We start from the raw sequence: 12,092 nt of genomic DNA on the forward strand, positions 1-12,092 counted from the left end.
GGGGATGGCTAGCAGGTTAGCCGGGAGCGCGGCAAGCCCGGAAATCCGTTATGCGCGGCGCAGGAGAGGGAGCGCCGCGCCCATCACCGCGTACGGGCGGGGAGCGCTGGGGAAGAGGACCCTGCGGGCCAGGTCCCGGTAGCCCAGAGCGTGGTAGAGGGCACGGGCGGGGCTGTCCGCGTCGATCGCGGAGAGGATCGAGCGGGGTTCGGTCGCGGTGTCGGTGATCGTGGTGATCAGGGCCCGGCCCGCGCCGCGGTTCTGGTGGACGGGGTGGACGTGCAGCTCCGTGATCACGAAGGAGTCGTCCAGCCAGTGCTCGTTGCCCTGGGCCCGGAGGTAGGGCTGGACGACGGTGGACCACCAGTGGGTGCGGTCGTTGGGCATGCCGTAGACGAAGCCGATCAGCCGGCCCTCGGGGGTCGACGCGCCGAAGGCACGCGCGCCCGGGTTCGTCATGTGGCGCAGGACGATCTGGCGTCTCACGGCCACTTCGTCGGGGCCCAGTCCGAAGGCGACGGCCTGGACTGCCAGGGCCTCGTCCACGTGCGCAGGGAGGTCCAAGGGGCCGATGACGAGGTCCATGGCGGGAGCCTACAGGGGGCTAAAACAGCACGCTCATGAATGCGCCGACCTCCTGGAAGCCCACCCTCCGGTAGGTGCGCCGCGCCGCCGTGTTGAAGTCGTTCACATAGAGGCTCACCATCGGGGCCACGTCCGCCAGGGCGTAGCGCAGGATCGCCGCCATGCCGGGGGCCGCCAGGCCCTGGCCCCGGTACTCCGGGGCCACCCAGACGCCCTGGATCTGGCAGGCCTGCGGGGTCGCCGCGCCGATCTCCGCCTTGAAGACGACCCTGCCCCGGTCGTCGAGACGGGCGAACGAGCGGCCGGAGCCCACGAGTTCGGCGACGCGCGCCTGGTAGAGGAGGCCGCCGTCGCCGGCCATCGGGGAGACGCCGACCTCCTCGGTGAACATCGCCACGCACGCGGGCATGATCGCGTCCATCTCGTCCTTGCGGATGCGGCGGACGTAGGGATCCGGGGCGATGTCGGCGGGCATGCGGTCGGTGACCATGAGGGGCTGCCGGGTGCGGACCTCTCGGGCCGGGCCCCAGTGGGTCTCCAGGAGGCGCCAGAGCTGGGTGGTCGGCTCGGCGGGGCCGACGATCGAGGAGCAGCGGCGGCCGGCCCGGCGGGCGCGGTCGGCGAAGGCGCGGACGGCGCGGGGGGTGGCGCAGATCGGGACCAGGTTGGCGCCCGCGTAGCAGAGGGACGTCAGCATGCCGTCCTCGTACCAGCCCCACATCTCGCCGCCGAGCCGCCAGGGGTCGAGGCCCGCGACCTGCACACGGGATGTCACGAAGGCGTTGGCTACGGGCTCGCGGTCGAGGACGGCGAGCGCGGCGTCCAGGTCGCTCGGTTCGAGGACCCGGGAGGTCGTCTGGGTCAACACGCGCGGGGCCTCACACTCAGGTCAGCTGATCCCCGCACTGTACCTGCGGAAGCTTGGTGGTGCCGCCCCGTGTTGGTGTTGCCGGCGGTCGGGACTTGCCGTCGGCCGGTCGTGCGGTGACTGGGGGCTGCCGCCCCCAGACCCCCGCTGTCGGCCTGAACGGCCTCGTCCTCAAACGCCGGACGGGCTGGAATCACCCGGACCCGCGCTGCAGAGCGCACCGCCCGCCCTCGTCCTCAAACGCCGGACGGGCTGAGTTGCCGTGACCGGTGCTGGAAACCTCAGCCCGCGACCGATACCGACGGCTCGCCGGAGGTGATGCCTTCCGCCTCCATCAGTTCGGCCAGCTTCATCGCTTCCTCGATGAGGGTTTCTACGATCTTGGATTCCGGGACGGTCTTGATGACCTCGCCCTTGACGAAGATCTGGCCCTTGCCGTTGCCGGAGGCGACGCCGAGGTCGGCCTCTCGGGCCTCGCCGGGGCCGTTCACCACGCAGCCCATGACGGCCACGCGGAGGGGGACCTCCATGCCGGTGAGGCCTGCGGTGACCTCCTCCGCCAGCTTGTAGACGTCGACCTGGGCGCGGCCGCAGGACGGGCAGGAGACGATCTCCAGGCCGCGCTGCTTGAGGTTCAGGGACTCCAGGATCTGGTTGCCGACCTTGACCTCTTCGACGGGGGGCGCGCTCAGCGAGACGCGGATGGTGTCGCCGATGCCCTGGGAGAGGAGCGCGCCGAAGGCCACCGCCGACTTGATCGTGCCCTGGAAGGCCGGGCCCGCCTCGGTGACGCCCAGGTGGAGGGGGTAGTCGCTCTGGGCGGCGAGCTGGCGGTACGCCTCGATCATGATCACCGGGTCGTTGTGCTTGACCGAGATCTTGATGTCGTGGAAGTCGTGCTCCTCGAAGAGGGACGCCTCCCACAGGGCGGACTCGACGAGCGCCTCGGGCGTCGCCTTGCCGTACTTCTGGAGCAGGCGGCGGTCCAGCGAGCCGGCGTTGACGCCGATGCGGATCGGGGTGCGGTGCTCGTTCGCCGCCTTGGCGATCTCCTTGACCTTGTCGTCGAACTGCTTGATGTTGCCGGGGTTCACCCGGACCGCCGCGCAGCCCGCCTCGATCGCGGCGAAGACGTACTTCGGCTGGAAGTGGATGTCCGCGATCACCGGGATCTGCGACTTGCGGGCGATCGTCGCGAGGGCGTCCGCGTCGTCCTGGGTCGGGCAGGCCACGCGGACGATCTGGCAGCCGGACGCCGTCAGCTCGGCGATCTGCTGGAGCGTCGCGCCGATGTCCGACGTGCGGGTCGTGGTCATCGACTGGACCGAGACCGGGGCGTCCCCGCCCACCGCCACGGATCCGACCTGGATCTGGCGGCTCTTCCGGCGCTCGGCAACCCTGGTCGGAACGGACGGCATGCCGAGAGAAATCGCAGTCATCTGCTGTGCAACCCCAAGTCGTGGATCAAGGCCCAGGTCCCGTCTGTGGCGGGTTCCAGGCTTCGAGATTACGGCACCGGGGCGGGCGGGAGCACATCACACCGGTCACCTGTCCACCCAAGGGAGACGGCCCGGCACACCAGTGTGCCGGGCCGTCGTGAACTCTGGGTGACTAGGAGATTCTGACCGGGTTCACCACGTCCGCGATCAGGACCAGGATCGTGAAGCAGACGAAGATGCCTGCCACCACGTAGGCCACCGGCATCAGCTTCGCCACGTCGAACGGGCCCGGGTCGGGGCGCTTGAGGACCTTCGCCGTGTTGCGGCGCAGGGACTCCCACAGGGCGCCCGCCATGTGTCCGCCGTCCAGGGGCAGCAGCGGGAGCATGTTGAAGAGGAAGAGGGAGAGGTTGAATCCGGCGACCAGCATCACGGCCAGGGCCAGCTGCTGTGAGGCCGGGATGTCCAGGGTGAAGATCTCGCCGCCGACGCGGGCCGCGCCGACCACGCCCATGGGTGAGTCGGGCTCGCGGGGCGCGCCGTCGAAGGCCGCGTTCCACAGGGCCGGGATCTTGCTGGGCAGGGCGGCCAGGGAGTCGACGGCCTCGCCGACCCGGTCGGTCATCCAGGACACGGAGTCGCCGAAGTCCTGCTTGACGACGCCGGTGGCCGAGCTGAAGCCGAGGAAGCCGGCCTTGACGTACTCGCCCTGGACGTACGCCCCGTCGCCGTCCTTCTTCGCGACCTGGTTGGTGGCGATCTTGGCGTGCAGGGTCACCTCCTTGCCGTCCCGGTCCACGACGATCGCCACTTCCTGGCCGGCGCTGACGCGGATCAGGTCGGAGAGGGTGTTCCAGTCGTCCGTCCGCTGACCTGCGAAGGAGACGATCTCGTCGCCCGGCTTCATGCCGGCGGCCGCGGCCGGGGAGGCCGGGTCGGTCGACTTGCACGCGTCACGGTTCTCGGTCTGGGAGATGACGCACGGGGAGATCGAGCTGACCGTGGTGGTCTGCTGCTGGATGCCGAAGCCCATCAGGACCGTGAGGAACAGGGCCACCGCGAGCACCAGGTTCATGAACGGGCCCGCGAACATCACGATGAACCGCTTCCACGGCTTGCGGGTGTAGAACATCCGGGTCTCGTCGCCCGGCTGGAGCTCCTCGTAGGCGGCCGAGCGGGCGTCCTCGATCATGCCGCGCCAGGGTGACGTGGAGCGGGCGGTGATCTTGCCGTCGTCGCCCGGCGGGAACATGCCGATCATGCGGATGTAGCCGCCGAAGGGGATCGCCTTGATGCCGTACTCGGTGTCGCCCTTCTTGCGCGAGAAGATCGTCGGGCCGAAGCCGACCATGTACTGCGGCACGCGGATGCCGAAGTACTTGGCGGTGGACAGGTGTCCCAGCTCGTGCCAGGCGATCGAGAAGAGCAGGCCGACCGCGAAAATGACTATGCCGAGGATCATCATCAGGGCTGTCATGCACGCGCCTCCGCAGTAGCCGTCAGTTCCTGGGCCCGGGCCCGTGCCCAGGTCTCCGCATCGAGGACGTCCGACACGGTCAGTGAAGTTCCCGTCACCGGCGTGCCGTGCTCCTCCACGACCCGGGTGACCGTCTCCATGATCCCGTTGAACGGGAGCGCGCCCTTGCGGAACGCCTCCACGCACTCCTCGTTGGCGGCATTGAACACCGCCGGGGCCGTGCCCGCGAGCTCGCCCACGTGCCGGGCGAGGTTCACCGAGGGGAAGGCCTCGTTGTCGAGCGGGAAGAACTCCCAGGTCGACACCTTGCTCCAGTCGAAGGCGGGCGCCGCATCGGGGACGCGCCGGGGCCAACCGAGGCCTATGGCGATGGGCCCGCGCATGTCGGGGGGCGTCGCCTGGGCCAGTGTCGATCCGTCCGTGAACTCAACCATCGAGTGGACATACGACTGCGGGTGCACGACCACCTCAATCCGCGAGAAGGGAATGTCGTAGAGGAGGTGCGCCTCGATGACCTCCAGCCCCTTGTTGACCAGGGTCGCGGAGTTGATCGTGATCACCGGGCCCATGGACCAGGTGGGGTGGGCGAGGGCGTCCTCGACGGTCACGTGCGCCAGCTCGGCCTTGGTGCGGCCGCGGAAGGGGCCGCCGGAGGCGGTGACGACCAGCTTGCGGACGTCGGCCCGGGTGCCGGCGGCCAGGGACTGGAAGAGGGCCGCGTGCTCGGAGTCCACCGGGATGATCTGCCCGGGCTCGGCCAGCGCCTTCACCAGCGGGCCGCCGACGATGAGCGACTCCTTGTTGGCGAGCGCGAGGGTGCGGCCCGCCTCCAGGGCGGCGAGGGTGGGCGCGAGGCCGATGGAGCCGGTGATGCCGTTGAGAACGGTGTGGCAGTCGGTGGCGGCGAGCCGGGCGGCCGCCTCCGGGCCGGCCAGGATCTCCGGGAGCGGCTCCCCGGGCCCGTACGCGGTGGCGAGCGCCTCGCGCAGGGCGGGCACGACGTCCTCGCGGGCGACCGCGACGGTCCGCACCCGCAGCCGGCGGGCCTGCTCCGCGAGGAGGGCGACCCGGCCGCCGTTGGCGGACAGGCCGGTCACCCGGAACCGGTCCGGGTGGCGCAGCACGAGATCGATGGCCTGGGTGCCGATCGAACCCGTGGAGCCGAGGATCACCACGTCCTTGGGGCCGTCGCCCGCGCCTGCGTCGTAGACGAGGTGTGGGTCGGCGAGGGGGGTTGGGCTGTCGCTCATGCCCCCCATTGTTGCCGCACGGGGTGTGCGACGGGACAGGGTGTCCCCCCAAGGAGGACACCCTGCGCTCTGGTGTGCGGTGGCTCACCTGATCGGGCGGTGGACGTTCTCCCGTTCGCTCGGCCCGGGGGCGGCCTCGGCGATCCAGGGGCCTTCGCCCGAGGGGTCGACGATGCCCTGTTCCAGCCACTCGTAGGCGCCCGCCATGACGCCCTTGACGACCTTGCGGTCCACGCCGTCGGTGTTGCTCCACAGGCGGGTGAAGAGCTCGTCGACGCGGATGCGGGACTGGCGGCAGAAGGCGTCGGCGAGCTGGTAGGCCTCGCGGCCGTGCTCGCCGCGCGAGCGCAGCAGTTCCGCGCGCACGCAGGCCGCGCTCATCGCGAACAGCTCCGCGCCGATGTCGACGATCCGGCCGAGGAAGCCCTGTTTGGTCTCCATCCGGCCCTGCCAGCGGGACATGGCGTAGAACGTGGAGCGGGCGAGCTTGCGGGCATGCCGTTCGACGTAGCGCAGGTGGGGGGAGAGGTCGACCCCGCCGGTCCTGAACTCGCTGAACGTGCCCGGGAGCTGGCCTGATCCCGTGACGAGTTTCGGCAGCCACTTGGCGTAGAACACGCCGGCGTTCGCGCCGGCCCTCGCCTTGTCCTGGAGGGACTTGTCGGGGTCGATGAGGTCGCCGGCGACGGTGAGGTGGGCGTCGACGGCCTCGCGGGCGATGAGGAGGTGCATGATCTCCGTCGAGCCCTCGAAGATGCGGTTGATGCGCAGATCGCGCAGGACCTGTTCGGCCGGCACCGCGCGCTCGCCGCGGGCGGCGAGCGACTCGGCCGTCTCGAAGCCGCGGCCGCCGCGGATCTGGACGAGTTCGTCGGCCATCCGCCAGCCCAGCTCGGAGGCGATGAGCTTGGCCAGCGCGCCTTCGATACGGATGTCGTTGCGGTCCTCGTCGGCCATCTGGGAGGAGAGGTCCAGTACGGCTTCCAGGGCGAAGGTGGTCGCCGCGATGAAACTGATCTTCGCGCCGACCGCCTCGTGGTGGGCGATCGGCTTGCCCCACTGCTCGCGGGCCGCCGACCACTCGCGGGCGATCTTCAGCGACCACTTGCCGGCGGCCACACAGGACGCGGGCAGCGAGAGCCGACCGGTGTTGAGGGTGGTCAGGGCGATCTTCAGGCCCGTGCCCTCGGCGCCGATCCGGTTCGCGGCCGGGACCCGGACCTGGTGGAAGCGGGTGACGCCGTTCTCGATGCCGCGCAGGCCCATGAAGGAGTTGCGGTTCTCGACGGTGATGCCGGGCGAGTCCGTCTCCACGACGAAGGCGGTGATGCCGCCCTTGTGGCCCTCGCTCCTCGGCACCCGGGCCATCACGACCAGCAGGTCGGCGACGACGCCGTTGGTGGTCCACAGCTTGACCCCGTCGAGGACGTAGTCGTCGCCGTCCGGGACCGCGCTGGTCGCCAGGCGCGCCGGGTCGGAGCCGACGTCGGGCTCGGTGAGGAGGAAGGCGCTGATGGCGGTGGTGGCACAGCGCGGCAGGAACCGCTGCTTCTGCTCGTCGCTGCCGAACTGCTTCAGCGGCTGGGGCACGCCGATGGACTGGTGCGCCGACAGCAGCACGCCGATCGCGGGGCTGGCCGAGCCGACCAGGGCGAGCGCCTTGTTGTAGTACACCTGGGTGAGACCGAGGCCGCCGTACTTGGGGTCGATCTTCATGCCGAGGGCGCCGAGCTCCTTGAGTCCGTTGATGACCTCGTCGGGGATCCTGGCCTCGCGTTCGATGCGGGCCGCGTCGACCTTCGTCTCGCAGAAGTCGCGGAGTTTGGTCAGGAACTGCTCGCCGCGCCGGACGGCCTCCTCGGAGGGGACCGGGTGGGGGTGGATGAGGTCGAGCCGGAAGCGTCCCAGGAACAGTTCCTTGGCGAAGCTCGGCTTGCGCCAGTCCTGTTCCCGGGCGGCCTCGGCGACCTGGCGGGCCTCACGCTCGGTGACGGTGGGTTTTTTGAGGGGTGGTGCGGACATGAGGCTCACCTCGCCGCGAATCGGGATCTCGGACCACATTTGGTTACCGATGAGTGCTACTCGATCGTTGGTACCCGATCCCGGGCGAGGTGGCCACCCCACGCGTCCGCGTTCAGCCGATGGTGACCGAGTAGGACCTGGTGTCCAGTCGGCCTGTTCCCTTGAAGACCTCGGTGCCGGACTCGATGCCGGAGACGTACTTGTCGTTGCTCAGCAGCTTGCGCCGAACGAGTGCCTGGGTGAAGTCGTCCAGGTCGAGGGTGGCCTTGGTGGTGTTGGTGCGGCGGACGAAGGAGTACACCTTCCAGCCGATGTCCCCCTGGTAGATGTCCCACATCGCGCCGTTCAGGCTGACGCTGCCGTACTTGGCGCCCAGCGGGCCCGCGCCGCCCTGCCGATTGAGCCAGATCATGATTTCGTCGGTGGGCTGGTCCTGCCAGTCCGCGGTGTTCTTGGTGTGCAGCCACAGGTCGTAGGCGACGTTCATGGTGCCGGGGTTCGCGGGGAGCGAGAACTCCCAGCTCGCGGTCACCTTCTTGCGGTCGCCGACCTTGATCGGCAGTCCGGTGGACGCCTTGTCGACCTTCCAGCCCCAGTGCCAGCCGAGGACGGTGGAGGCGTACGACTTCACGTCCCCGTCGGTGCCCTTGCTGTTGTTGGCCCAGGTGTAGCTGGTGCCCCAGGCGATGTTCGACCCGGACCGGCCGTCGTCCCAGACGCACTGGCTGCCGGTGCCCTTGTCCTGGCCCCAGAGGTTGTTGTTCACGTAGTACTTGCCGAGCGTGACGGTGTCGAAGGCCGTGCACTTCTTGCTCGACTCGCCCGCCTGGGCGACGGTGACGCCGGCGGCGGCCGCGAGGGCGACCGCGGCGGCGGTGAGCGCCTTGGCCTTCTTCGACAGGCGGGGGCGACGGTGCTGCATGGGGGTCCTTCCGGGGGCGGACAGCGCTTACGTGACTCCAGTGGCCGCCGGGGCCGGAAAAGGTTGCCGTAGCCTTCTCCACCAATCCCCCGCAACTCGCTGTCGAAGCGCTTCGACAACCTATGGACACCCACCCCCGCTAGAGCTACTGTCGAACCACCCTCACCCGCCCCTGTTCGCAATGCGCACTGTCGAAGCGCTTCACAAAAATTGGAGAGCTGGATGGTCACCCTCGCCGAGGTCGCCCAGCACGCCGGAGTCTCGGCGAGCACGGTGAGCTATGTCCTCAGTGGCAAGCGGTCCATCTCCACGACCACCCGGCAGCGGGTCGAGCAGAGCATCCGCACGCTCGGCTACCACCCGAACGCGGGCGCCCGCGCGCTGGCCAGCAGCCGGTCGAACATCATCGCGCTGATGATCCCGCTGCGCACCGACATGTATGTGCCGGTGATGATGGAGATCGCCATCGCGGTGGCCACGGTTGCGCGGAGCCACGGCTACGACGTCCTGCTGCTCACCGGCGAGGAGGGTCCCGACGCCGTCCGCCGCGTCACCGGCAGCGGGCTCGCCGACGCGATGATCCTGATGGACGTCGAACTCGACGACGAGCGGCTGCCGTTGCTGCGCTCCACCGACCAGCCGTCCGTGCTGATCGGGCTGCCGGCCGACACCTCCGGCCTGACCTGCGTGGATCTCGACTTCGCGGCGACCGGCGCACTGTGCGTGGAGCATCTGGCGACGCTCGGCCACCGCGACATCGCTGTCATCGGCGAGGCCCCGGCGGTCTACGAACGGCACACCGGCTTCGCCGAGCGCACGCTCGACGGACTGCGGTACCGGGCCAAGGAGTTGGGCCTGCGACTGCTGCACCGTCCGTGCGAGGGCGGGTACGACGCGATGGCCGTGACGCTGGCCCGGGTGCTCGACGAGCGGCCGGGCACCACCGGGTTCGTCGTGCAGAACGAGTCGGCGGTCGAGCCGCTGCTCGCCCTGCTGCGTCAGCAGGGCCGGGCCGTGCCGGAGGACGTGTCGGTGGTGGCGATCTGCCCCGACCAGGTCGCCGTCCAGGCCTCGGTGCGGCTGACGTCGGTCGCCATCCCCGCGCAGGAGATGGGCCGGCACGCCGTGGAACGCCTGGTCGCCAAGCTGGAGGGCCGCGGCAGCGACGAAGTCGTGCTGATCTCCCCCGAGTTGACCGTCCGGGCGAGCACGGGACCGGCGCCCGCCGCTTCCTGACCTTCCCGGCCTTCCCCGCTTCCCTGCCTTCCCGACCTTCCTGATCCTCCCGACGTTCCTGACGCCGGGCCGCACCAGCGGCGTCTCAGGGCACCCCCATGTCTGCACCCCGTCTGCCTGCACCCCGTCTGCCTGCACTCCTTCAAGGGAGCACCCCACGTGAACCAGCCTGTCGAAAACCAGCCTCAGGTCAGTCTCGCGCAGTCGTCGCCCACGGTCGGCACCTTCCGTGAGCGCGGCGGCGCGCTGGAGTGGAGCGGCCGCCAGGAGACCCTGCGCATCGAGCCGTGGGGTCCGGACGCCGTCCGGGTGCGTGCCCGGCTCGGCGGGCCGATCCTCGAAGGGCTGCCGGGCGCGCTGCTCGACGAGCCGCCGGCCACCGAGAGCAGCGTCAAGATCGTCGACGGGGAGGGGCAGTTGACGGTCGGCGCGCTGACCGTCGAGGTGAACGCCGAGGGGCTGATCCGCTTTCTGCGCACGGACGACGGCGCGGAGATCCTGGCCGAGGAGCGCGCCCACTTCTGGTGGCCGGGCTCACGCCTCTACACGGCCGTCGGCAACGGCCACCACCGGCTGGAGCAGCGCTTCGCCGCCTACGACGACGAGAAGCTGTACGGGCTCGGCCAGCACCAGCACGGCCGGCTGGACCAGAAGGGCCTGGTCCTGGACCTGGTCCAGCGCAACGCCGAGGTCGGCATCCCGGTGCTGACCTCCAGCCGGGGCTACACCCTGCTGTGGAACAACCCGGCGATCGGCCGGGTGGAGCTGGCGGGCAACGGCACCCGCTGGGTCGCGGACTCGGCCCGCCAGATCGACTACTGGATCACGGCCGGCGCCCCGGCCGACGCCCAGCGCCGCTACAGCGCGGTCTCCGGCCGCACGCCGATGCTGCCGGAGTGGGCGGCCGGCTTCTGGCAGTGCAAGCTGCGCTATCGCACCCAGGACGAACTCCTCGGCGTGGCCCGGGAGTACAAGCGCCGGGGCCTGCCCCTGGACGTGATCGTCTGCGACTTCTTCCACTGGACGCACCTGGGCGACTGGAAGTTCGACCTGAGCGAGTGGCCCGACCCGGCGGCGATGGTCCGTGAACTGGAGGAGCTCGGCGTCAAGTTGGTCGTGAGCGTCTGGCCCTCGGTGTCGCCGCTGAGCGAGAACCACCCGGTGATGGAGCAGCGCGGCTACTTCATCGGCACCCAGTACGGTCCGATGGCACACGCCGACTGGCCGGACAAGGGGGTCGCCTCGACGGTCCAGATCGCGTTCTACGACGCGACGAACCCCGAGGCCCGGGAGTTCGTGTGGGAGCGCATCCGCGACAACTACCTCGCCCCGTACGGGATCACCGCGTTCTGGCTGGACGCCTGCGAGCCCGAGCTGAAGCCCGGCTTCCAGGAGAACCTGCGCTACTGGGCGGGCCCGGGCCTGGAGGTCGGCAACATCTACCCGGCCGACAACGCCCGCACGTTCTACGACGGGCTGCGCGCGTCCGGCTCCGGCGACGACGAGATCATCACCCTCAACCGCTCGGCGTGGGCGGGCAGTCAGCGCTACGGGGCCGCGCTGTGGTCCGGTGACATCGGCGCCGACTTCCCGACCCTGCGTCGGCAGATCGCGGCCGGTCTGAACACCGCGCTCTCCGGCATCCCGTGGTGGAACACCGACATCGGCGGCTTCCACGGCGGCGACCCGGACGACCCGGCGTACCGGGAGGTGATGGTCCGCTGGTTCCAGTTCGGCGCGCTGTCCCCGCTGATGCGTCTGCACGGCTTCCGCGACCCGGGCATGCCGCTGGGCCCGGACATGACCGGCGGCCCGAACGAGGTGTGGTCGTACGGCGAGGAGGCCGGCGCGGTCCTGGAGAAGTACCTGCGGCTGCGCGAGCGGCTCAAGCCGTACGTCCTTCGGGTCATGCGGGAGGCGCACGAGGAGGGGCTGCCGCCGATGCGGCCGCTGTTCCTGGAGTTCCCGGACGACCCTGCGACCTGGTCGGTGGACGACTCCTACCTGTTCGGCCGGGACCTGCTCGTCGCCCCGGTGCTGACGGCGGGCGCCACGGCCCGCACGGCGTATCTCCCGGCGGGCGCGACCTGGACGGATGCGTGGACGGGGGACACCTACGAGGGCGGCACGGCGGTGACCGTCGACGCCCCGCTGGACCGGCTCCCGCTGTTCCTGCGGGACGGGGCGCGGCTGCCGGTGGCCGAATAGTCCCAGGGCCGTGTGAACAGGCCGTGTGAACACCCTTGTGACAGAAGGGGGTCGGTGGGGTAGAGGGCTGGGATCCGCTACCTCC

Annotated in this window: 9 protein-coding genes; 2 read left to right on the plus strand and 7 right to left on the minus strand. The window is 70.2% G+C overall.

Annotated features, from left to right (window positions below):
* Positions 1 to 48: 48 nt before the first annotated feature.
* From ACWD4O_RS30360 to ACWD4O_RS30390, 7 genes are all read right to left on the minus strand, one after another.
* Positions 49 to 585, minus strand: a complete 537-nt coding sequence (locus ACWD4O_RS30360; RefSeq protein ID WP_451284694.1) for a GNAT family N-acetyltransferase — start codon at positions 583 to 585, stop codon at positions 49 to 51.
* Between the two features lie 19 nt (positions 586 to 604).
* Positions 605 to 1,453 (minus strand): GNAT family N-acetyltransferase, encoded by an 849-nt coding sequence (locus tag ACWD4O_RS30365; RefSeq protein WP_351913112.1) that lies wholly within the window; start codon positions 1,451 to 1,453, stop codon positions 605 to 607.
* A gap of 281 nt (positions 1,454 to 1,734) precedes the next feature.
* Positions 1,735 to 2,892 carry a flavodoxin-dependent (E)-4-hydroxy-3-methylbut-2-enyl-diphosphate synthase gene (gene ispG / locus ACWD4O_RS30370; protein WP_451284696.1) on the minus strand — a complete coding sequence of 386 codons (1,158 nt, stop codon included), beginning with the start codon at positions 2,890 to 2,892 and terminating at the stop codon, positions 1,735 to 1,737.
* Between the two features lie 172 nt (positions 2,893 to 3,064).
* Positions 3,065 to 4,369 carry a M50 family metallopeptidase gene (locus ACWD4O_RS30375; RefSeq protein WP_451284698.1) on the minus strand — a complete coding sequence of 435 codons (1,305 nt, stop codon included), beginning with the start codon at positions 4,367 to 4,369 and terminating at the stop codon, positions 3,065 to 3,067.
* On the minus strand, positions 4,366 to 5,619 hold the full coding sequence (dxr, locus tag ACWD4O_RS30380; protein ID WP_451284700.1) for a 1-deoxy-D-xylulose-5-phosphate reductoisomerase: 1,254 nt from the start codon (positions 5,617 to 5,619) through the stop codon (positions 4,366 to 4,368). Before dxr ends, ACWD4O_RS30375 begins: the two co-directional genes overlap by 4 nt.
* Before the next feature lie 84 nt (positions 5,620 to 5,703).
* Complete coding sequence (locus tag ACWD4O_RS30385) at positions 5,704 to 7,641, minus strand: acyl-CoA dehydrogenase family protein (RefSeq protein ID WP_451284702.1); 1,938 nt, start codon at positions 7,639 to 7,641, stop codon at positions 5,704 to 5,706.
* Between the two features lie 112 nt (positions 7,642 to 7,753).
* Complete coding sequence (locus tag ACWD4O_RS30390; RefSeq protein WP_451284704.1) at positions 7,754 to 8,563, minus strand: GH12 family glycosyl hydrolase domain-containing protein; 810 nt, start codon at positions 8,561 to 8,563, stop codon at positions 7,754 to 7,756.
* Between the two features lie 222 nt (positions 8,564 to 8,785).
* On the opposite strand from ACWD4O_RS30390, the gene ACWD4O_RS30395 reads away from it, so the two are divergent.
* Positions 8,786 to 9,799 (plus strand): LacI family DNA-binding transcriptional regulator, encoded by a 1,014-nt coding sequence (locus tag ACWD4O_RS30395; protein WP_450951831.1) that lies wholly within the window; start codon positions 8,786 to 8,788, stop codon positions 9,797 to 9,799.
* A 159-nt stretch (positions 9,800 to 9,958) separates the two neighbouring features.
* Positions 9,959 to 12,007, plus strand: a complete 2,049-nt coding sequence (locus tag ACWD4O_RS30400) for a glycoside hydrolase family 31 protein (protein ID WP_451284707.1) — start codon at positions 9,959 to 9,961, stop codon at positions 12,005 to 12,007.
* The last annotated feature ends 85 nt before the right edge of the window (positions 12,008 to 12,092 follow it).

The organism is Streptomyces sp. NPDC002623 (genome assembly GCF_053592635.1).